Source organism: Xanthomonas melonis, from assembly GCF_020783655.1.
In the GTDB taxonomy this organism is placed as follows: Bacteria; Pseudomonadota; Gammaproteobacteria; order Xanthomonadales; family Xanthomonadaceae; genus Xanthomonas; species Xanthomonas melonis.
This window is the reverse complement of sequence record NZ_JAJGQH010000008.1, coordinates 174,737-195,839: the sequence shown is the minus strand read 5'-3', so window position 1 is coordinate 195,839 and position 21,103 is coordinate 174,737. Positions and strand designations below refer to the sequence as shown.

Genomic DNA, 21,103 nt, shown 5'->3' with positions numbered 1-21,103 from the left:
GTCCTCAGCGGCCGCGCATCTGCCTCGTCGGCGCGAATATGGCCAGACTGCGCACTTACTGCCCTGGCGTTGCCAACTGCACCTGCGCCTTGCCGACCGGGTTGCGCGGGTCGCTGCCGCCGCTGAGCACGTTGCGGCGCTTGTCCCATTCCACCGTCTGCAGGTTGCCCCACACATGGCTGGAGCCGCGCCCGCCCTCTGCGCTGTCGCCAGGCAATTCGAGCGCATGGCCCATCGCCTTCAGACCCGCGGCGGTCTGCGCGGTGAACGCATTGCTTTCGGCGTCGATGACGTCCGGCAACCACTGATGGTGATAACGCGGCAGCGCGCTGACCTGCTGCGCATCCAGCCCGGCGTCGTAGCCCAGAATGCCGAGCAGCACCATGGTGATGATGCGGCTGCCGCCCGGCGTGCCCAACACGATCGCCTTGTCGGCCGATTCCATGAAGGTGGGCGTCATCGAACTCAGCATGCGCTTGCCCGGCTTGGGTGCGTTGGCGTCGTAGCCCATCACGCCGAAGGCATTGGGCGTGCCCGGCTTGAGCGCGAAGTCGTCCATCTCGTCGTTGAGCAGCACGCCGGTGCCCTTGGGAATCAACCCCGAGCCGTACAGCAGGTTCACCGTCTGGGTACCGCCGACACGGTTGCCTTCGCTGTCGATGATGGAAAAGTGCGTGGTCTCGTCGTCTTCCAGCGGCGTGGGATTGCCCGACAACAGATCGCTGGGCGTCGCCTTGTCCGGATTGATCGTGGCGCGCAGGCCTTGCGCGTAATCCTTGCTCGTCAGCACACGCTGCGGCACATCGACGAAGTCCGGATCACCCAGGAAGAAGGTGCGGTCGCGGTAGGCACGACGCATCGACTCCACCACCAGATGGGTGCGGTGCACCTCATCCAGGGTGTTCAGATCCCAGCCTTCCAGGATCTGCAGCATTGCCGCCAACGCAATGCCGCCGGACGACGGCGGCGGCGCGGTGGTGATCTTCCAGCCACGGTAATCGAACTGGATCGGCGTGCGCTGCTTCACCGAGTAGCCGGCCAGCTCTGCCGCAGTCCAGTGCCCGCCGGCCTGCTTCACGCCGGCGATCAACTTCCTGGCGGTCTCGCCCTTGTAGAAGCCGTCGAAGCCCTTGTCGCCCAGCAACGTGAGGGTGCGCGCCAGCTCGGGCTGCTTGAAGATGTCGCCTTCGGCGATGGGTCTTCCGCCGCGCAAGTACACCTCGCGGGTGCCGGGGTAGCGCTCCATCACCTCGCGCCGCGAGGCGTAGCCCTTGGCCATGCGCGCATACACCGGAAAGCCCTCGCTGGCGATGCGGATCGACGGCGCCAGCGATTGCTTGAGCGGCAACCGGCCGTGCCTGGCCGCCAGTTCCACCAGCGCCGCCGGCAGGCCGGGAATGCCGGCCGACCACGGACCGTTGACCGAGCGGTCGCGGTCCAGCCCACCCTGCTTGTCGAGGAATTTGTCCGGCGTGGCCGATTCGGGCGCGTACTCGCGCGCATCCAGCATCACGTCCTTGCCGGTCCTGGCGTCATGCAGCAGAAAGAAGCCGCCGCCGCCCAGGCCCGAGCTGATCGGCTCGACCACCGCCAGGGTGGAAGACACCGCAATGGCCGCATCGAAGGCATTGCCGCCCTCGCGCAGGATTCGCAGGCCGGCGTCGGTGGCCAGGGCATGGCCACTGGCCACGGCCGCGCCGGGCGGATGCGCAGCGACCGCCGCGGGCGCGCCGGTGGCAGGCGTGGTGCCGTCGGCGGACCAGGCCGGCGGTGCCAGCACAAACACCAGCAACAGCAGGCCCCGCGTCGAAAAATGTCGGAAGAAAGTGCTCACGGGGCGGGAGGCTCCTGTTCGTACAATTCGGGGTGATCGCGCTGCAGCTGCATCAGCTTGGCCAGCAATTGATCGTGGGTTTCCGGAATCTCCGGATCCGGGTCGATGCATTCGACCGGGCACACCACCACGCACTGCGCTTCGTCGAAATGGCCCACGCATTCGGTGCACCGCGCCGGGTCGATCACGTAGATGGTCTCGCCCATCGAGATCGCCTGGTTCGGGCAGGCCGGCTCGCAGACGTCGCAGTTGACGCAGAGCTCGTTGATTTTCAGCGACATATCGACAACACCATGCGATGCGAGGCAGCGCGATTCAACTGCAGGCGCTGGAACGCAACGTACTGCTGCAGGCAGGCGCGCACGGCGCGGATGATCAGCACATGGACAACGCCTGGGGCGCTGTCGGACACCTGCCCAACACGGCTGGTTCCGGTGATGTGCGGAGTCAGCATGCTGCTGGCTCCGCACACCGCGACCGGCTGCGCCCTCCCGCGCATCCGGCCTGGTACGGCATTACTTGGCTTCAACGAAGGTGTATTCCGCGCCCTTGGGCTGGACGATCGTCTGCACACGCGCATTCTCGGCGGCATCGCCGATGAACAGCACGCGCACGCCCTTCATCGAATCCGGCTGCACGTCCTTGAACGCGGCCTCGATCAGGTCGGCCATCTTGGTGGACGCGGACGAACCGAAGGCCAGCATATTGCCCGGCTGCACGCCACGCGCCAGCGCGGTCTTGACGCTTTCCAGCTGACGCTCGTAGCTGCCGGCGAACTCGGCATCGGACTCCGGCGGCAAGTAGTACAGGAACGGGCTATTGGTGGTGGTGCCCAGGTTCTGGCCGACCACTTCCTGCAGGTACTTCTTCCAGCCGGCGTTGTCGTCCTTGGCTGGCGCCTTCAGCGGCGCGGGAGCCGCGGCGGCGGTGGGAGCCGGCTCTTCCTTCTTACAGGCGGTGACCGCCAGTGCGGCGATCGAAGCGAGCGCCAGAGCGCGCATGGTGTGTTTCATGAAACTCCTCCCTTTGAAAAGCGTGTGGTGATGTAACGAAGATCGGGTCAGGCCTGCGCGCGGGATTCGCGTACCTGGCGCAGCGCCTCGACCACCGAGGCGGGAACGAAACCGGAGACATCGCCGCCGAGCCGCGCGATCTCGCGCACCAGCGACGACGAGATGAAGCTGTACTGCTCGGCCGGCGTGAGGAACAAAGTCTCCACTTCCGGAATCAGATGGCGGTTCATACTGGCCATCTGGAATTCGTATTCGAAGTCGGACACCGCGCGCAGCCCGCGCAGCAGCACCCCGGCCTGCATGTCGCGCACGAAGTGCGCCAACAGCGTATCGAAGCCGCGCACTTCCACGTTCCTGTGCGCCGCTAGTGCTTCCTGCGCCAGCACCACGCGCTTTTCCAGCGGCAGGGCCGGCCCCTTGGACGGGCTGTAGGCCACGCCCACCACCACGCGCTCGAACAGCGGCGCGGCACGGTTCACCAGGTCAATATGCCCATTGGTGATCGGGTCGAAGGTACCGGGATAGACGGCGGTGCGGCTATTGGCCACGCTCATACGGAAACTACCGGGGTCGGATCGCCGTTCAGTGTAGCAGCGGCCCGGCGATACAGCGCATAGCGCACCTGCCGGGTACCGCCCTCGCGGTGCAGGTCCCAACCGGCCGGCAGCGGCGGCACCGCATCGGCGGGCGCTTCCAGGTACAGCCAGGCCTCGGCGGCCAGATGTGCGGGCAGGCGTTGGAGCACGCCGGCCCACAGGCCATCCGCGAACGGCGGGTCGACGAACACGATATCGGCCTGGGCCGCCGGAGCGCGCTCCAGCCAGCGCAGCGCATCGTCCTGCAGCACCTGGACCTGCTCGGCCGCACCCAGCCGGGCCACATGCTCGCGCAGGCGCTGCGCCAGGCCGGGGTCACGCTCGATCAGGGTGGCATGCGCCGCGCCGCGCGAGACCGCTTCCAGGCCCAGCGCGCCCGAGCCGGCGAACAGGTCCAGCACGCGCGCACCGGGCAGGCGCGGCATCAGCCAGTTGAACAGCGTTTCGCGCACGCGGTCGCTGCTTGGGCGCAGCCCCGGTGCATCTGGCACCGCCAGCCGGGTATTGCGCCAGCGCCCGCCCACGATGCGCACCTGCCCTTCCGCGCCACGCGGCGCCGGCCGTGGCGGGCGGCTCATCGCCACCTGCCGCTGGCGGGCAGACCCAGGGGTAACACGGCGGAAGCGAGTGGCGGCATGGCTGACGACGTGGCAAGGGGCGGCCATGATACCGCCGTCGCCCAAGCTGCCGCCCTCCCCGGCCTGGTCAGCGCGGCACGACACATTCGCGCCGGTGCGCCTTGAAAACATCCGCCGACGGCCTCATCCCCCTGGCCATCGGCCGCGTGACGGCCTGAACCACCACGGAGCACGACCCCAATGACCGTTGAGACCGACAAGCAGACGCTGGGCTTCCAGACCGAGGTCAAGCAGCTGCTGCAGCTGATGATCCATTCGCTGTATTCGAATAAGGAAATCTTCCTGCGCGAGCTGGTGTCCAACGCCGCCGACGCCGCCGACAAGCTGCGCTTCGAGGCGCTGGTGAAGCCGGAGCTGCTGGAAGGCGGCAGCGAGCTGCGCATCCGTGTCGACTACGACAAGGACGCGCGCACCGTCACCATCGACGACAACGGCATCGGCATGAGCCGCGAGGATGCGGTCTCGCACCTGGGCACCATCGCCAAATCAGGCACCGCCGATTTCCTCAAGCACCTGAGCGGCGACCAGAAGAAGGACGCCAACCTGATCGGCCAGTTCGGCGTGGGCTTCTACAGCGCCTTCATCGTGGCCGACCAGGTGGACGTGTATTCGCGTCGCGCCGGCCTGCCGGCCAACGAGGGCGTGCATTGGTCCTCGCGCGGCGAAGGCGAGTTCGAGATCGCCAGCGTCGACAAGCCCGAGCGCGGCACCCGCATCGTGCTGCATCTGAAGGACGGCGAGGAATCGTTCGCCGACGGCTGGACCCTGCGCAACATCCTCAAGAAGTATTCCGACCATATCGGCCTGCCGATCGAGATGCGCAAGGAGCATTACGGCGAAGACGCCGACAAGCCCGCCGAACCCGAATGGGAAGTGGTCAACCGCGCCAGCGCACTGTGGACGCGCCCCAAGTCCGAGATCAAGGACGAGGAGTACCAGGAGTTCTACAAGCACATCGCGCACGACGCGGGCAACCCGCTGGCGTGGAGCCATAACAAGGTCGAAGGCAAGCTCGAATACACCTCGCTGCTGTTCGTGCCCGGCCGCGCCCCGTTCGACCTGTACCACCGCGATTCGGCCAAGGGCCTGAAGCTGTACGTGCAGCGCGTTTTCATCATGGACCAGGCCGAGCAGTTCCTGCCGCTGTATCTGCGTTTCATCAAGGGCGTGGTGGATTCGTCGGACCTGTCGCTCAACGTCTCGCGCGAGATCCTGCAGTCCGGTCCGGTGGTGGACTCGATGAAGTCCGCACTGACCAAGCGCTCGCTGGACATGCTGGAGAAGCTGGCCAAGGACAAGCCGGACGACTACGCCACATTCTGGCGCAATTTCGGCCAGGCCTTGAAGGAAGGCCCGGCCGAGGACTATGCCAACCGCGAGAAGGTCGCCGGCCTGCTGCGCTTCTCGTCCACGCACGACACCACCGGCGCGCAAAGCGTAGGTCTGGCGGACTACGTCGGCCGGTTGGCCGAAGGCCAGGACAAGCTGTACTACCTCACGGGCGAGAGCTACGCACAGATCAAGGACAGCCCGCACCTGGAAGTGTTCCGCAAGAAGGGCATCGAAGTGCTGCTGCTCACCGACCGCATCGACGAATGGCTGATGAGCTATCTCACCGAATTCGACGGCAAGTCGTTCGTGGACGTGGCCCGCGGCGACCTGGATCTGGGCAAGCTGGATTCGGAAGAGGACAAGAAGGCGCAGGAAGAAGTGGCCAAGTCCAAGGAAGGCCTGGCCTCGCGCATCAAGGCCGCCCTCGGCGACGACGTGGCCGAAGTACGCGTCTCGCACCGCCTGACCGATTCCCCCGCCATCCTGGCCATCGGCCAGGGCGACCTGGGTCTGCAGATGCGCCAGCTGCTCGAAGCCAGCGGCCAGGCCGTCCCGGAAAGCAAGCCGGTGTTCGAATTCAACCCGGCCCACCCGCTGATCGAGAAACTCGATGCAGAGCAGGATATGGATCGCTTTGGCGATCTAAGCCGCGTGCTGTTCGATCAGGCCGCACTCGCCGCCGGCGACAGCCTCAAGGACCCGGCTGGGTATGTGCGGCGGTTGAACAAGTTGTTGTTGGAGTTGTCGGCTTAAGCCGCGCTGCGGCTACCAGCAAACAACAAAGACCGGCCCTGCGCCGGTCTTTTTATTTGTTCGCCGTGCCGGTGTGCGGGATCAGGCCTCGTTCTCTTTCAACACCCAGCATCCGAACGCAGGACCGGCCGAATAACCGGTCTCCGGTTCGATACGGATCTTGAGCGTGGCACGGCCGGCAACCGCTGCCGGCAGCGCGTAATCCACATCGATGAAATCCAGGCCGCGGTTGCCTTCGAGGCGTTCGTTGACGATGAGTTCGCCGTCGGCGAGGAGGCGGAAGCGGCGGCGGGTTTCATCGCCCCAGTAGCGCAGGCGCAGCACCTTCGCCTGGGCAGTGTTGCGCAGGGTGAAGGCGATGAAGCCGCCGGTGCGGGCGTCGCGGCCGGGGCGGCGGCGATAGCTGAGTGCGTATGAGCTGGCGCTGGTCAGGGCATGGGCTTTCTCGGAGGCTTCGTCGCCCAGCGCCACGTAGTCGAGCGCGGTGGTGTCCAGCAGCTTCTGTCGTTGCGCGCTGGCGGCCCGTTCGGTCTGGCGTTGTTGCCAGGCGGCGGCATCGCGATGCTCCAGATAGACAGCGCTGCGACGGTCGAACTGGGCGTAGAACGGCGACAGGGGCCAGTGCTGCGCGCCGTCGGTGTAGTGGTAGTGGCCATGCGCCGGCAGCGGCTGCAGACGTTGCAGGACCTCATCGCCGCCGATCAGCGCCGGGGTGTCATTGTTCCAGGGCGTTGCTGCGTCGCCGAGATCGGCGGCCAGCACCAGCGGGCCGCGCATGACCGCCACCCAGGCAGGATCGTCGGGCGTGCGCTCCAGACGCAGTGGCATCTCCAGTTGCAGGGACACCGTGTCGCCGGCAGCCCATGTGCGTTCGATGCACAAATACCCATCCACCGGCTGCAGGGTCTGCGATTGGCCATTGACCTGCAAGGCGAATGCGCCGGCCCAACCGGGCATGCGCAGCGCAAGCGTGCGCAAGGTGGCCGGCGCTGCATCGATCTGCAACGTGACCTGGCCCTGCTCGGGCAAGGCGCTGTGCAGGCTGAGTGCGAACCCGGCTGCGTCGCGCACCGTGGAAGGCACATACAGATTGACGTACACCCCCTGCCCGTCTTCCCAGTAGATCGAGTCGCCGAACTGCGCGTGCGACTCCATGCCGCTGCCGACACAGCACCAGAAATCATCGAATGGCGACGACCAGCCGCGCGCTTCGCCGGCCAGTAGCGGTGTCATGTAGGTGAACATGCCGGTACGCGGATGCTGCTGCGCCATCACGTGATTGAGCAGCGTGCGCTCGTAGTAATCGAAGAATGCCGCCTGCGGCCCCCACTGATACAAGTGGCGGGTGAGCTTGAGCATGTTGTAGCTGGCGCAGTGCTCGCAGGTCTGCTCGGTGAGGAACTTGGAAATGCTGTCCGGCTGCTGGAAGTATTCGCGGTCGCCATTGCCGCCGATCGCATAGGTATGGTGGTCGGTGACGGTGTGCCAGAAGAAGCGCGCCGCCGCGCCAGTTGCGGCGTCGCCGGTCACTTCGAACTCGCGAGCCAGGCCGATCAGCTTGGGGATATTGGTATTGGAATGCTGGTGCACCAGTTCGTCGCGCTGGGCGATCAGTGGATCGAGCACGGCATGGTGGTGCAGACGTTGCGCCACTGCCAGCCACTGCGCATTGCCCGTTCGCACATGCAGCTCCACGAAGGATTCGTTGAGGCCACCGAATTCGCACGACAGCACCTTCTGCAGCTGCGCGTCGTCGAGTGCGGCGAAGATGCCTTGCAGATAGCCGGCCAGGCCCACCGCGACCTGCAGCGCCTGCGCATTGTCGCAATGCGCGTGCACGTCGAGCAGGCCGGCAAACAACTTGTGCCAGGTGTACAGCGGTGCCCAGCTGCCGTTGAGGTAGAACGGCGCCGGGTCGATCTTGCCGCGCCTGAGTTCATCGAACACCGTGCGGCCGCTTTCGATCTTCCCTGCGGCGTTCTTTCGGGTAAAGCCAGCCACATAGCCATCGCCTGCATGCGCCTGGCAGCGTGCCAGCTCTGCGACCAGGTACCCGGCGCGCGTGCGGCATTGCGCATCGCCGGTCTGCGCATGCATCAGTGCCAATGCGCTGAGATAGTGACCGAGCGTATGCCCGGCAATGGTGTCCGCCTCCCAGCCGCCGTATGCAGGCGCCTTGGGATCGAGGCCGGCGTACAGCACGAAGTTGTGCAACAGCCGGTTCGGCTCCAGCCGCATCAGGTAACGACGGTTGGTGTGCAGCGCGTCCAGGAACAACGACGGCGTGAGCCGCACCTGCGCCAGTGGCACGGCGCGCACGCTGCCGGGTTGTGCGGCGCTGGCCTGCGCCGGAAAGCGCAGGAAACCCGCCGCAACCGCCAGGCTGCTCCAGGCCAGAAAGCGCCGCCGCGACAGGCTCGGCGCGTGGTCGTTGGGCAACTCGCTCGGATACGTCTCGGTCATGGGCTCAGCTTAGCTCCTGTCGGCGCGCACAGACCGCGCGCGCCATTGCAACAACCGCCTATGCAATCGCGACAACACGCGCGTGACACGCATGACGCCCACGACCGATGGCATCTGGCCGCACACCACCGCGATACAGCGGCCCGATCAGAACTTCACCGTGGCACGCGCCCAGTAGAACCGACCCAGCAGATCGTAGGTGGCCACGTCGGTATTGGCGTTACCCACATTGTTGGAGTAATACAGCGGCGGCTGCTTGTTGGCGACATTGTCCACGCCTACCTCGAAGCGCGTATGCCAGGGCTGCACCTCGTAGCCCAGCTGCAGATTGTTGTAGACATACGCGCCGATCTTGCGCACCACACCGGGAATACCCGCATCGGCGGACAGGCTCTGGTCGAGGTCGGCGTTGCCGATATCGGTATTGCCCACGTAGCGGATACGCCAGGTGGCACTCCAGTCGCCCAATGCCCAGTTCACCGTGCCCAGGCCGCGCCAGCGTGGGAAGTTGCCGTAGGCCTGGGTGTAACGGCCCACGTTGTGGATGGTGACCGAGCTGGGATCGGTGGTGTCGGGCAGCACGTCGTAGCGGGTGAGGTAGGTGCCGTTGAGGCTGGCGTTGACCCTGCCCCAGGCGGCTTCCGGCAGGCGGTAGGTCAGATTGAAATCGATGCCCTTGGCCCAGAGCTTGCCCAGGTTGACGGTGGGCTCGGCGATGTAGTTGACGGTGCCGTTGCCGTTGCGATGGATCAACGCGCAGAACGCGCTCGCCTGATTGGCATAGCACTGGTTGAGCACGGTCTGCGCCGACACCGTGGTGATGGTGTCTTCCAGGTCGATGCGCCACCAATCCGCGCTCAGCGACAGGCCGTCGATCCAACCCGGGTCATAGACCACGCCCACGTCGTAGGACCTGCCGGTTTCCGGCTTGAGCTGGTAGCCCGCCACTACCGCGCCGGAGACCTTGCCCGACACCTGCCCGTCCGATTGTTGGTAGCTGCCATCGGTGGGCACGTTGGCGCAGGCCACGCTGTTGCCGCCGGTATAGCCGTTGCACGGATCGTTGACGGTGGCCGCGTCACCGGCCACGCCGGCGTACAGTTCGTTGATGTTCGGTGCGCGAAACACCTGCGAGACGGTGCCGCGCACCAGTAGATTCTCGATCGGACGATACTCCAGCGATAGCTTGCTGTTGGTCTTGCTGCCCACCGAGCTGTAATCGGAATAGCGGGTACCGACCGTGAGGTTCAACGCGTGGATCCCCGGCAGGTCCCTGAGCAGCGGGAACAAGGCCTCTGCATAGGCTTCCTTGACGTCGAAACTGCCGCTCAGGGTGGACGAGCAGAATTCGATCACCCCGCACAGGCCGTTCTCATCGCCTGTCCACAAGGCATCCGACGCCGTCGTGGAGCGTTCCTTGCGGTACGAGACGCCGGCGGCCAGGCTGGCTTCACCGGCAGGCAATTCGAACAGTGCGCCGTTGGCATTGGCCTCGAACTGCTTGACGGTATAGACACTGGTCACGATGGGATTGACCACCATGCCCTGCAGGGTGGACAGGTTGGCACTGTCGTTGAGGTTGAAGAAGTTCAACGGCGTGCAGCCGGTGATCGCCGCGCCCGCGCTGCCGCACTTCACCACACCATCGCTGTCCAGGAACGACGGGCCGATCGCCTGATTGAACGTTGCGTAGTCGAGAAACCCGTTGTTGATGGACTTCTGCTTGACCTTGCCGTAGTTGAAAGTGGCGTCCCACTGCCAGGCGCTGTCGCCGAAGCGGCCACGCAGACCGGGGCTGATCTGGAAGTTGTAGGTGTTGTACTGATAACTGCGATTGCCGAGCACGGTGGCGCGCGTGTTCAGGTCGTTGTAGGAGGTGCCGGTGCTGCGATCGGTGCCGAAGTTCACGCCGAACGGATTGTAGTAACTCTGCGCCGACACCAGGATGTTGTCGCCGTTGGAGAAGATCGGAATCGGCGCAATGACCGATGCCGATTCGGTTTTACTGAACCAGGTGTTGACGTACCCCTCAACACTGTCGCTGAAGCGAAATGTCCCCAGCAGGAAGGCATTGGTGCGTTCTTGCGGGGTCTGCAGCAGATTGAAGGGCTGGTAGTTATACGAATCTGCGCTGGCGTTGTAACAATGGAAATCCCCCGGGCCGGCACGCCCGCTGACGCCACTGTTGAGCGTGACGCGGCTGCAGCCATTGGCCTGGGCAAGTTGCGCCGACCGCGTGGAACCGTCGTTGAAATTGACCGTACCGGTCGGCGTGGCCGACGAGCCCTGCTTGACCGGCTGGCCATCGATCAATGCCAGCGCATCCCTGGAGTACGCACGTGCGCCGGCCGATACCGGGTCGATGCTGTGATACGACAGCCCGCCGATCAGGTTACCGCGCTCCCAGGTTTTGCCGGTGGTGAGCGCGAAGTTTCGACGGTTGCCGTCGCGCTCGCTGCTGGTGCCGAAGGCGCTGCTGAACTGCACGCCGTCGAAGCGCGAGCGCAGGATGAAGTTGACCACGCCACCGATCGCGTCGGAGCCGTACACCGCTGAAGCACCATCGCTGAGCACTTCGATCCGTTCGATCATGCTGGAAGGAATGGCGTTGACGTCGTTGTAGGCCAGGCGGATGCCGTTGACCAGCACCAGCGTGCGCTTGTCGCCCAGGCCGCGCAGCGAGACCGCCGATGCACCGGTACCGCCGCCATTATTGGTGTACGGATTGGTGGCATTGCCGGCAATCGACGGCAATTCCTGCAGCAGATCGCCCACCGTCGCCTTGCCGGTGGCGGCGATCTGTTCCTGGCTCACCGTGACCACCGGGTTGGCGGTTTCGGTATCCACACGGCGCAAGCGCGAGCCGGTGACGACCACGCTGTCCAGGGTTTGCGTTGCATCGCCGGCTGCCTGTTGCGCCCGCGCTGGTGCCGCCGTGCCGGCAACCAGCACGATCGATAACGCGGTGGTGAGCGAATGCTGGATCAAGCGCCCGGTAGCGGGGCGGGCTCGGGACTGAGGCAATGGCGACGTCGGCATGCGGGGCTCCTGGGGAGAACTTGGACGAACGATCGGCAACACAGGCCCGTGCCGACGTGCGCCGGCGTGGGTCGGAACCAGAGAGCAGTCACGCCGCCGCACGACGTATGCGACGCGCATGCTGCAGGCATCTCGGCACCCTGCAGGCGCCTGGCCGCAGGGCCAACGCGCAACGCGCAGTGTCGAATGGCAGTCGGTACGCAGCGGTGTCGCGCAATGCGATCCGCTTTCATCAGTTGGTCACAATGTGCCCGTCCTCACGTTCGGCGTCTTGTCGCATTTGGCGACGGTGCATGCGGAAAACAGCATGGTGGGAATGCGTATGCGTGATCGCTGCACGTGCCTGCTCCATGCACGGCCTCAAGCGGGCGTGCACTCCCAGTCTCCATCGCCATCGCCATCGCCATCGCCACGATGTGTATTGACCGCTGCATGCCGGAGCCGGCGTGCCTGCGCGCTGACCTCATCGAGGTTGGCCGGATCACCCCGCCTGCAGCGCCGCGCCGATCATCGCGGCGCGGTGGATGCCGCTGGCTGCGGTGCAGTGCTGTCCGGGCTGCGGTTCCACTCCGGCGTGGGCGAGCGCTGCATCCAGCGCACGAAGAAATCCAGCAGACGCCGCCTGCCGTAGTCGCCGCCGGCGCCGTGATCGCCGCCGGGCACCACCAGCAAGTCGAAATCCTTGTTGGCCTTGATCAGGCGATCGGCCACCTGGAAGGTACTGGCTGGGTCGACGTTCATATCCATGTCGCCGGTGATCAGCAGTAGATGACCTTGCAGGCGTGCGGCATTTTCCACGTTGGAGGATTCTGCGTACCACGGCCCCACCGGCCAGCCCATCCACTGCTCGTTCCACCAGATCTTGTCCATGCGGTTGTCATGGCAGCCGGAATTGGCCACTCCGGCGACATAGAACTCCGAATGGAACAGCAGCGCACCCAGTGCGTTCTGCCCACCTGCTGAGGTGCCGAACACGCCAACGCCACCATCGATGTCGTACCACGGATACTGCGCGGCAGCGGCCTTGTGCCAGGCAATGCGGTCAGGCAAGCCGGCGTCCTTGAGATTGCGCCAGGCCACATCGTGGAAGGCGCGCGAGCGATTGTTGGTGCCCATCCCGTCGATCTGCGCAACCGTAAATCCCAGGCCGGTCAAGGCGAAGGCGCCCGCACTGAACGTCTTGGGGACGAAGGAGCCCTGCGGGCCGGCGTAGATGTACTCGATCACGCGGTAATGCTGGTGCGGATCGAAATGTTGCGGGCGATTGATCACCCCCCAGATCTCGGTCTTGCCATCGCGCCCGACGCTATGGAACGGAAGCGGCGGCTGCCAACCGCTGGCGAGCAACTTGCCTAAATCGGTGCGCTCCACCGTATGCGCCAGCCCGCCATCGGCGCTACGACGCAGCTCCAGCACCGGGCCGAGGTCCACGCGCGAGTACAGGTCCACGAACCACTTGCCATCCGGCGAATAGCTCACCTGATGATCGGCGGTCTGCGGCGTCAGTGCGGTCAGGCCGGTGCCGTCCAGCCCGATGCGATAGGCATGCCGGTAATACGGGTCTTCCCCGGGTTGCATGCCCGAGGCGGTGAAATACAGCTGCCCCGCCGCCTCGTCGATGTAATCGAGCTTGCGCACCACCCATTCGCCGCGGGTCACCTGGCGGACCACCTCGCCACGATGGCCGTCATAGAGATACACATGCTCCCAGCCATCGCGCTCGGAAGCCCACAGGATCTGCGCGCCGTCGGCCAGATCCTTGCGCGCATATTTGCCGCCGTCTTCGTGCGTGCCGCTGAGTTCGGAGTATTCGATGAAGGTGGGCGAGGTCTCTTCGATCAGCGTGCGCGCCGCCGCGGTGCGCGCATCCACCTCGATGACGCGATACACCTGGTGCCCACGCGCGTTGTACTCGAAGGTGAAGCCACGGCTGTCCTTCCACCAGCGGATGCCGTTCAACGTAAAGGCATTGGGCAGCAGCGTCATCGCCACTGGATGGGCCGCGCCGGTGGCGATGTCGAACAGCACCGGCTGCATCACCGGCAACGCATCGCCCGGCTTTGGATAGATCTGCTGATGCAGCCTGGGCTGCACGCGATCGGCCGGCGCCGATTCGATGTAGTACACCATGTGCGGCGGCGGCGCCTTGACCCGGTAGGCGGCCAGATGCTGCGAATCCGGCGACCATTCCACGCTGTCGATGGCGTAATAGTCGCCGCCGCTGCCCTCGCGACTGAGGTCCCGGCGTTCCCCGCCGCCGGTCGGCGCAATCACCAGATTGCCCTGCTCCACCCATGCGCGCCAGCGCCCGTCCGGCGACGTCTTGGCCATGCGCTCGCCTTGCTTGAGCGGCAGTGCCATGTCCATCGTTTCGGCGGATTCATCGCGGTCGGGACGATGCTCGCAGCGATAACGCGCCAGATCGCATTGCCACCCCAGCCGCGCCAGTCGAAAGCCAAGGCGCTGCTGCACGAGCGTCGGCTGTTTCAGCGCCAACGCGGCCGCATCGACATCTTGCGCGCCGGCCTGGGTCAAGGCCGCTGCCAGCCGGGCATGATCGAAGGCCAGCGTATTGCGACCGCTGGCGGCATCCACCAACCGGTACTCGATCGCCGGAGCTCGGCCGGGGCGTGCAACGCCGCGCCGGTACAGAAAGCGTCCCGTATCGACCCACACCGGTTCGGCAGGCTCGCGATCGACCAGCGACCGGTAGTGTTCGGACACCGCCATGGCCTGTGTGTATTGCGCGGCAGTGGGCGCCGAGGGTTGCGCCAGGACGGCAGGCGCCAGCATCGTCAACAGCATAAGGCTGGCCCGCCAGCTCAGATGGCGGGCCAGGCGGTTCTTCGGCGTGCGATCAGATGACCATGTCATACAGGTTCCGTCGAGCGTGTGTGACGATTGACCTGCGCCATCAGACGCTGGCGTTTCAGGTGAGAGCCATAGCACGCATCGCAGCGAAGGCCGGTGCGATGGTGACTGGCAACGAAGGCCGTGTATTCAATGACGTAACGCCTGGCCGCCGCGCGAGGACATCATGCGTACCATGCCTGCACCGCGACCAATGCCGCTGTGCCCGGCAACGCCACCCGGTCGGCATGCCGGCCCTGCGGCCGCACCGGCTTGCCGTCGACCAGCACCCGCTGCAGCCGCATGCCCGCCGGCACACGCAGGCTCAGCCAGATGCGTTTCGGCCTGCGTTCCGGCAGTTCCACCTCGCCTTCGATACAACGCGCGTGGACATCGGTGCGCAGGCGCAAGGTGAGCTTGCCCCATCGGGTGGGCGCGGCGGTGATGCCGACGGTTGCGCCACTTTCCAGCCACGCACGTGGCACCGCGCGCGCAAGGAACAGCTGCTCGCCCGCACTGTCTTCGCTGACCAGCATCCAGCGCAGCAGCAGCGGAATGGTCATCTGGGCAGGCATGCAGAACAGCGGCATGCCGCCGGTGATACCGCTGACCTCGCCCGCCGTCCAGCTGCCGCGTGTGTGTACCTGATAACGGTGCGCGTAGACGAACAATAGATACTCTTCGATGCGGTCCAGCCGCAGCAATTGCTGCGCATATCCATAAGAAATGAAGCCAAGCAGGTCGCGGCTGCCCGGCTCCGGCGGCGCGATATTGGCCACCACGCCGATGCTGGTGCCGCCATGGCCGCGCAGGCAGTCGATGACCAGATGGGCCAGATCGTCGGGCAGCACGTCGGCCTGCAGCAGTTCGGCGTAGGCGCGATGCGGCCATTGCTGTTCGCTGGGTTTTTCCTGCAGCAACGATTGGCGGAAGGTCAACGTGGTGCCCGGCAACGGACCTACGTATGGTGGCGACAGCTCGTGGCGCACGTTCGCGCGCAGGCTGGCTTCGAGCCGCGCGCGCAGTTGCGTCGCGCGGCGCTGCCACTGCGCGGCCGTTGCAGCATCGCCGCCCAGCGTGGTCCACACCTGCGCGATGTCTTCCCAGCCACGGATGGTCATCGCGCTATTGGCGTAATACGGCTTCCACCACAGCGAGGGATCGGCGAACAGGCAGGCGTCGGACTCGTTCCAGCCATGCAGCAGCCCGTGGCCGTGCGCAGTGCGCGGCAAGGCCAACGCCTGGTCGTGCAGATCGCACAGAACCGCTGCGGTAGCGGAGATCTTGGGCAGCAACCGGCGCAGGCGCGCGGCATCACCGGTGTAGCGCAGATAGCGCGCCAGCAGCGACAGGGTGAGCCCGAACTGCCCGACCTCCGGCCCGCGCATGTTCGGCAGGCCATCGTCCTGCACGAAATCGTCGAAGTAGTTGTCCAGTACCGCGGCGGCCTGCGGGAAGCGGCCCCATTCCAGGTTGGCGTAGAACGAGCTGGTAAAGGTGTCCTGGAAGCCGTCGTACTCGTTGCCGTAGTAGTCGCGCTCCACCGCACCGTACTTCGGATAATCGCCACCGGGGCGTACCACCAGCTCGCGCGCGAAGGCGAATTGCGCCATGTCGTTCCAGCTGGCATCGGGCAGCTGCGCCTGCACCGTGCCGTCCATGGCGTGCTGCCAGTACGCGGCAAAATCGATCAACGCCGCGTAGAACTGCTCGGCGGTGGCCGGCTTGCGCGACGGTGCGAACGCGGGATAGCTGTGGGTGTAATGCACGCCGGCGATCTCGCCGCCGCGCACCTGCATCGTGCGATGCCAGGTCTGCACCACGAAGCGATCGCTGGCACGCACATCGGCGAACACCAGCACGTCGTACCAGCTATCGGCCTCGCCTTCGCGGCGCATCACCTTGCGCACTGCAGGCATCCAGCCACCCAGCAGGCCTTCCTCGCGCCGTTTGATCAACGCCTCTTCGCCGAGCTCGGCGAAGGCCTGCTCCGGGCGTGCCGTGCGGCTGCGGCCGTTGGGCAGGATCGGCATGGTGTCCAGCGCTTCGCGCGTACCGACGAAGGTGGTCCATGGCCAACGGCCGCCGTTGTCCTTGGGATCGAGCAAGGACGCCGGCGGCGGCGCCACATCGCGCACCTGCGCCTCGTCCGGGTCGCCGTCGCGCAGCAGGCGGTCGGCGAGCAGATCTGCCTCGGCCATGGCCACCTGCGCCAGCGGCAGACCGAAGTACGGCTTGCTTTCGGCCGGATACGCCGGCTCGGTGCGCTTGTCCAGGCGCAGCATGCCGCTGTCGGTCCAAAGCGTCAGCTGGCCCTGCGGGCTGTCGAGGTGCTCGTAGACGGTCCAGTCCTGCTGCAGATGTCGAAAGCGGCAAAGCGTGCTGCCGACATGCGCGGCCGACGGCAGCGCCTCAAGACGCGGCAGCACCGGTGGCGGCAACGTCGCCGGGGCGTGCGGCGTGCCTGGCATCGCGCGCGCGGCACCTACGCCCACTGCGGCGGTCGCCGCCATGCTCTGACGCAAAAAGCTTCTGCGGTCCATCGTCGCGCCCTCGGTTGATCTCATCCACATCGTGCGCGAGGGCGCGGCTCGCGTCTTGTGGCACGTGTCTGGCCCGTATGCGGAAATCCGCACACAAGCAGCTGTTGCTGCGCTGCCATCGCAGCAACGGCGCAGCGCCCAGTTGCCGCCCCCTGCCATTTAGCCACATGACTTCCTGGCCACGCCGGTACCTGCAGTGGCAGCCACACTGGCTGCACAGACGCAGGCGACCTCGTCGCCAGACCGCCACGCAACCCAAGCCCACCCACAAGGAACGTCATGCAGTCGTCCTTACCGCGCATCGCACACACTGCCCGCGCCGCAGCGCGGTTTTTCGATGTCGGCGGCGCGTCCGCCAAGTGGTCGAAACCTCCGGCGCATTGCTGGCTGTGGCTGGCCCTGATCGTGCCCTGCATCGCACAGGCGCAAGTGGACCTGTCGCAACTGGATGCCGGGATGGCCGCCCCACGCACCCAGGTGCTGGTGCTGGGCAGCGTGCATCTGTCGCAGCTGCCCAAGGGCAGTGACGTCGATGCGTCGCGCTTGCAGCCGCTGCTGGAGCGATTGGCCGCCTATCGGCCGACCATCATCACCATCGAGAACCTGTCCGGCGAGACCTGCGATCTGATGCGGCGCCATCCGGCCACCTACCTTCCCGAGGATGTAACCACCTACTGCCCGGAAACCGCCGAGGCGGCGGCGGCCACGGGACTGGACGTACCAGCCGCGATCGGCCAGGTACAGCAGACGCTGAAGACATGGCCCAGTGCACCTACGCCAGCGCAACGCCGCCGATTGGCGTCGCTGTTCCTGGCCTCGGGCGATCCGGCTTCGGCGCTGGTGCAGTGGCTGCAGCTTGCGCAGGCCGAGCGGCGCCCCGGCGACGGCTTGAACGCGGCGCTGGCAGCACGATTGCGCGATGCGCAGAAGCGCCCCAACGAGAGCTACCAGATCGCCGCGCAACTGGCGGCGCGGCTGGGGCTGCAACGCGTGCATCCGGTCGATGACCACACCGGCGACAACGTGGACGTGGGCGACCCAGCGGAGTACGGCAAGGCGATCCAGGCGGCCTGGGACAAGGCCGCACCCCGTGCAGCGGCAATGCGTACCCGTGAAGATGCGCTGGCGCGTGCAGGAAAGCTGCTGGAGCTGTACCGAGCGATCAACCTGCCGGCCAGCCAGCAACTCGCGATAGCGGTGGACTTTGCCGCCGCCCTGGGCGAAGCCTCACCGCAGCGCTACGGGTATCGCTACGTGTCCGGCTGGGAGATCCGCAATCTGCGCATGGTCTCCAATGTCCGCGCCTGCTTTGCCGAGCAGCCCGGCGCACGGGTGCTGGCCGTGGTCGGCGCCAGCCACAAACCATGGTTCGACAATTGGCTGGGCCAATTGCAGGGCGTGGATATCGTGGATGCGGCGCAGGTGTTGGGTAATGACGGAAAGTGAGTACAACGACTTCGGCTTGACGCTCTAATGCAAAAGATTGATTGGCCGAGGGCGCGGTGCCCTTGCCGCTCGCGGGACACGCCGTGAATCCATCCCTGGGGGCTCGGTGGCGGCATCCATGCCGCCACACGGTCCCGCGATCGGCGAGGACACCGCACCAGAGAGTGAGTCGGCTGCTTTGTTGAAAACATGCACAGCGACCATCTCGACTGGTCATTGCCCGCCTAGCGTCGCGGGACCTTACGCGGCATGGATGCCGCGTAAGAGCCTCCATGGACGGATTCACTGCGTGTCCCGCGATGGTAGGCGGGCAAGGGCCGGGGAGCCGGGTAACAGATCAGCCGCTCTACGCTTGCGGGCTGCCCGCACGGTCCTACCACCCGCAGACAAGACAACCGCGGTTATCGATACCGGCATGAGCAACGGTCATCAATCCGCCGACTCAGACACGCACAACGTGCATCTGCCTGTCGTGTCAGCAGGTGGGGCTAGCGCGCCGGCCATGTACCCCAAGCACCAGATCGACAACCGGCTTTCGTCCAATCCAGGCTCTCAGCTCAACACGTCCAACAAGCTACCCAGCATTTCGTCGGAGCGACGTAGCGCAGTGGCGTTGGCTTGAAAAGCGTTGCGTGCCGACAGCCCGTCGACCAGATCGGTGACCGGTGCGGCGGGATCGGAGGGCGCCTCCACCACGCTGGCCGCCACGCCACCATTGGCCTGCGTGCTGGCTGCGACGGCCTGCCGCGGGCTGCCCTCCACCGGCTGCCGGGCCACATTGCCGGCAGCCACCTGCTGACGCAGTGCGGCGGCCTGCATTCCGGAACTGGCGATGGCGCTGATGCTCATGGTGGCTCCGCTAAGAATGTGAGTGTGATGCGGGATTCGAGGTGATGCAGGCAAACACACGGAGGCACGCGCCGCAACGTCTGCAGTCGTCAATAGGTTCCGACCCGCACCCGCAGCACCGCGGGTTCGGAGCTGGCGGGGCCGCCGCGGCCGAAGTTGAGGCCATAGTCGGTCTGGTCGCCGTTGAGCTGTCTTTCGACCTGCCAGCGTCCGTCCACATACCGCCCCTGCTCCACCCGCAACAGTTGTCCATGACAGGTATCGGCCGCGTCGCGGAAAAATTCAACGCGCGCGGCCATCCCGGTGACCAGGAATTCCTCCGGCCCCAGTTGCGCCACCAGCAGCCGCCCGGCACGGTCGTCGTTGCCCGGCAGGATGGCCGGGGCATCGCCCCACATCGGCGCACCGAACGACACCTTGGCCTGCCAGTCGCCGAAGCGCAGCGTGCGTTGCGGCGCGCCGGGCTGTTCGGCCACCGCCTGCAGCCGGCCGTCGAAGGCGGCCTGGGCGATCACGCGCTGCAGCGGCGCCAGCAGCTTGAAGTTGGCGGCGTGTGCAGCGATCGCGTCGCGGTTGGCCTGGCTGTCCGGGTTGCCATCCATGCCGAACACCGAGAAGCCCACCCCGCCCTGCCCCAGCACATGGAACAGGTACGGCGCGGTGGCCGCCTCGAAGCCGGTTTCCGATACCCAGGCCGGGTTGTCCGGCCGCGCGTACTGGCCAATGACCTTGGTGTATTCGTTGTAATCGCTGGTGTAGATGTCGGTGCCGATGAAATCGATCGACGGCGTGGCCGCGCGCCACAGCGCGAACACGTTCACCGTGGCGCCACCGGAGGGATAGTCCAGGCCTGGATACCGCTTGCCCTTGTAGCGCAACCAGGTGTTGACGTAGAGCGGCAGCGGATACGCGCGCTTGCCGGCGGCGGCCACCTGTTCGATGTACGCGGCGGTTGCGTGCGCGTTGAAGGCTTCCGCGGCCTCTGCGCCGAACAGTTGCTGCCAGCTACCCTGCGGTTTGCCCAGCGCCTGTGCGATTGCCGCAGGCACCGGTTGTGCGAACGCCGCCTCGCCGGCCGGTCCGTGGTCGCGCACGGTGCCGATCGCGCCAGGCTCGTTTTCCACCTGCACCAGGATCACGGTGTGACGGTCACCGTCCACCTTGCGCAGGTGCTCCATCAGTGCGGTGAACGCACGCGCATCGGCTTGCACGTTGGCCGCCACGTGCGGCGACAACACATCCACCGGCTCCCCGTTGGCGTCGCGCATGCGCCGATACGTTGCCTCGTCGCGCTTGATCCATTCGGGCACGTAGTGCATCTGGCCGTTCTTCCAGCTGCCGAACCACAGCAAGGCCACCCGCAGGCCACGTTTGCGGGCGCCGGCAATCAACGCGTCCACATTGGTGGTGTCGAAGCGGCCCTGCACCGGCTCGAATTGCTCCCAGTACACCGGCGCTTCCACGGTATTGGCATGCAGGGCGACCACCTCGTCCAGCGCCTTGGGCAACACCGCCGGCCAGGCGCTGGAGTTATGCAGCTGTGCGGCCAGGATAGTGTACGGCGCCCCGTCGACGAAGACCGCATGGCGACCGTTCTGGGTGACGAAGCGCGGCATCGTTTCCGCGCCGACCGCTGGCGAGAACAGAACGGCCAGCAGCGCCAGCAGACACGCCGCAGGCACTGCCTGAAGACGTTGCAGCGCTGCATGCAGACCGGGCCGGTGCATCACCGACACCGGCAGGCATG

The 21,103-nt window shown here is 65.9% G+C and carries 14 protein-coding genes; 2 read left to right on the top strand and 12 right to left on the bottom strand.

The features are described from left to right. Positions 1-55: 55 nt before the first annotated feature. The 6 genes from ggt to rsmD all read right to left on the bottom strand — a co-directional run bounded on the left by ggt (position 56) and on the right by rsmD (position 4,021). Positions 56-1,834 carry a gamma-glutamyltransferase gene (ggt, locus tag LL964_RS10105; protein ID WP_104587468.1) on the bottom strand — a complete coding sequence of 593 codons (1,779 nt, stop codon included), beginning with the start codon at positions 1,832-1,834 and terminating at the stop codon, positions 56-58. Then, positions 1,831-2,115 (bottom strand): YfhL family 4Fe-4S dicluster ferredoxin, encoded by a 285-nt coding sequence (locus LL964_RS10100; protein WP_104587469.1) that lies wholly within the window; start codon positions 2,113-2,115, stop codon positions 1,831-1,833. Before LL964_RS10100 ends, ggt begins: the two co-directional genes overlap by 4 nt. Beyond that, positions 2,106-2,288, bottom strand: a complete 183-nt coding sequence (locus LL964_RS10095) for a hypothetical protein (protein ID WP_228329431.1) — start codon at positions 2,286-2,288, stop codon at positions 2,106-2,108. Before LL964_RS10095 ends, LL964_RS10100 begins: the two co-directional genes overlap by 10 nt. Before the next feature lie 61 nt (positions 2,289-2,349). After that, a complete protein-coding gene (locus LL964_RS10090; RefSeq protein ID WP_167395328.1) occupies positions 2,350-2,847 on the bottom strand; it encodes a hypothetical protein in 498 nt (165 codons plus the stop codon). Between the two features lie 47 nt (positions 2,848-2,894). Then, on the bottom strand, positions 2,895-3,401 hold the full coding sequence (gene coaD, locus LL964_RS10085; protein WP_104587471.1) for a pantetheine-phosphate adenylyltransferase: 507 nt from the start codon (positions 3,399-3,401) through the stop codon (positions 2,895-2,897). Continuing rightward, the gene (gene rsmD / locus LL964_RS10080) at positions 3,398-4,021 is read right to left on the bottom strand and encodes a 16S rRNA (guanine(966)-N(2))-methyltransferase RsmD (protein ID WP_104587472.1); all 624 of its coding nucleotides are present in this window, start codon (positions 4,019-4,021) and stop codon (positions 3,398-3,400) included. The genes coaD and rsmD overlap by 4 nt, the downstream gene beginning before the upstream one ends. A 240-nt stretch (positions 4,022-4,261) precedes the next feature. On the opposite strand from rsmD, the gene htpG reads away from it, so the two are divergent. Continuing rightward, positions 4,262-6,166 (top strand): molecular chaperone HtpG, encoded by a 1,905-nt coding sequence (htpG, locus tag LL964_RS10075; RefSeq protein ID WP_104587473.1) that lies wholly within the window; start codon positions 4,262-4,264, stop codon positions 6,164-6,166. A gap of 81 nt (positions 6,167-6,247) precedes the next feature. Here htpG and LL964_RS10070 read toward each other — a convergent pair whose 3' ends face one another. The 4 genes from LL964_RS10070 to LL964_RS10055 all read right to left on the bottom strand — a co-directional run bounded on the left by LL964_RS10070 (position 6,248) and on the right by LL964_RS10055 (position 17,061). Beyond that, a complete protein-coding gene (locus LL964_RS10070) occupies positions 6,248-8,629 on the bottom strand; it encodes a glycoside hydrolase family 127 protein (RefSeq protein WP_104587474.1) in 2,382 nt (793 codons plus the stop codon). A 147-nt stretch (positions 8,630-8,776) separates the two neighbouring features. Beyond that, positions 8,777-11,668: a TonB-dependent receptor gene (locus LL964_RS10065; protein ID WP_104587475.1), complete on the bottom strand. Its 2,892-nt coding sequence runs from the start codon at positions 11,666-11,668 to the stop codon at positions 8,777-8,779. 507 nt (positions 11,669-12,175) lie between these two features. Next, positions 12,176-14,473, bottom strand: a complete 2,298-nt coding sequence (locus LL964_RS10060; protein ID WP_228329436.1) for a S9 family peptidase — start codon at positions 14,471-14,473, stop codon at positions 12,176-12,178. Between the two features lie 230 nt (positions 14,474-14,703). Continuing rightward, positions 14,704-17,061: a glucosidase family protein gene (locus LL964_RS10055; protein ID WP_104587477.1), complete on the bottom strand. Its 2,358-nt coding sequence runs from the start codon at positions 17,059-17,061 to the stop codon at positions 14,704-14,706. A 279-nt stretch (positions 17,062-17,340) separates the two neighbouring features. Here LL964_RS10055 and LL964_RS10050 point away from each other — a divergent pair, with 279 nt between their 5' ends. Continuing rightward, the gene (locus LL964_RS10050; RefSeq protein ID WP_228329430.1) at positions 17,341-18,507 is read left to right on the top strand and encodes a DUF5694 domain-containing protein; all 1,167 of its coding nucleotides are present in this window, start codon (positions 17,341-17,343) and stop codon (positions 18,505-18,507) included. Positions 18,508-19,059: 552 nt separating this feature from the next. Here LL964_RS10050 and LL964_RS10045 read toward each other — a convergent pair. Together LL964_RS10045 and LL964_RS10040 are read right to left on the bottom strand one after the other, a co-directional pair. Continuing rightward, positions 19,060-19,356 carry a hypothetical protein gene (locus tag LL964_RS10045; RefSeq protein WP_104587479.1) on the bottom strand — a complete coding sequence of 99 codons (297 nt, stop codon included), beginning with the start codon at positions 19,354-19,356 and terminating at the stop codon, positions 19,060-19,062. A gap of 89 nt (positions 19,357-19,445) precedes the next feature. Continuing rightward, positions 19,446-20,972 (bottom strand): DUF5597 domain-containing protein, encoded by a 1,527-nt coding sequence (locus LL964_RS10040; protein WP_228329435.1) that lies wholly within the window; start codon positions 20,970-20,972, stop codon positions 19,446-19,448. Positions 20,973-21,103 lie beyond the last annotated feature (131 nt).

What these genes read in the sequence shown, in the direction of transcription:
- LL964_RS10100 (WP_104587469.1), bottom strand. Translation starts at nt 2,115, where the DNA reads ATGTCGCTGAAAATCAACGAGCTCTGCGTCAACTGCGACGTCTGCGAG.
- LL964_RS10095 (WP_228329431.1), bottom strand. Translation starts at nt 2,288, where the DNA reads ATGCTGACTCCGCACATCACCGGAACCAGCCGTGTTGGGCAGGTGTCC.
- LL964_RS10090 (WP_167395328.1), bottom strand. Translation starts at nt 2,847, where the DNA reads ATGAAACACACCATGCGCGCTCTGGCGCTCGCTTCGATCGCCGCACTG.
- coaD (WP_104587471.1), bottom strand. Translation starts at nt 3,401, where the DNA reads ATGAGCGTGGCCAATAGCCGCACCGCCGTCTATCCCGGTACCTTCGAC.
- rsmD (WP_104587472.1), bottom strand. Translation starts at nt 4,021, where the DNA reads ATGAGCCGCCCGCCACGGCCGGCGCCGCGTGGCGCGGAAGGGCAGGTG.
- htpG (WP_104587473.1), top strand. Translation starts at nt 4,262, where the DNA reads ATGACCGTTGAGACCGACAAGCAGACGCTGGGCTTCCAGACCGAGGTC.
- LL964_RS10070 (WP_104587474.1), bottom strand. Translation starts at nt 8,629, where the DNA reads ATGACCGAGACGTATCCGAGCGAGTTGCCCAACGACCACGCGCCGAGC.
- LL964_RS10065 (WP_104587475.1), bottom strand. Translation starts at nt 11,668, where the DNA reads ATGCCGACGTCGCCATTGCCTCAGTCCCGAGCCCGCCCCGCTACCGGG.
- LL964_RS10060 (WP_228329436.1), bottom strand. Translation starts at nt 14,473, where the DNA reads ATGCTGTTGACGATGCTGGCGCCTGCCGTCCTGGCGCAACCCTCGGCG.
- LL964_RS10055 (WP_104587477.1), bottom strand. Translation starts at nt 17,061, where the DNA reads ATGGACCGCAGAAGCTTTTTGCGTCAGAGCATGGCGGCGACCGCCGCA.
- LL964_RS10050 (WP_228329430.1), top strand. Translation starts at nt 17,341, where the DNA reads ATGCAGTCGTCCTTACCGCGCATCGCACACACTGCCCGCGCCGCAGCG.
- LL964_RS10045 (WP_104587479.1), bottom strand. Translation starts at nt 19,356, where the DNA reads ATGAGCATCAGCGCCATCGCCAGTTCCGGAATGCAGGCCGCCGCACTG.
- LL964_RS10040 (WP_228329435.1), bottom strand. Translation starts at nt 20,972, where the DNA reads ATGCCGCGCTTCGTCACCCAGAACGGTCGCCATGCGGTCTTCGTCGAC.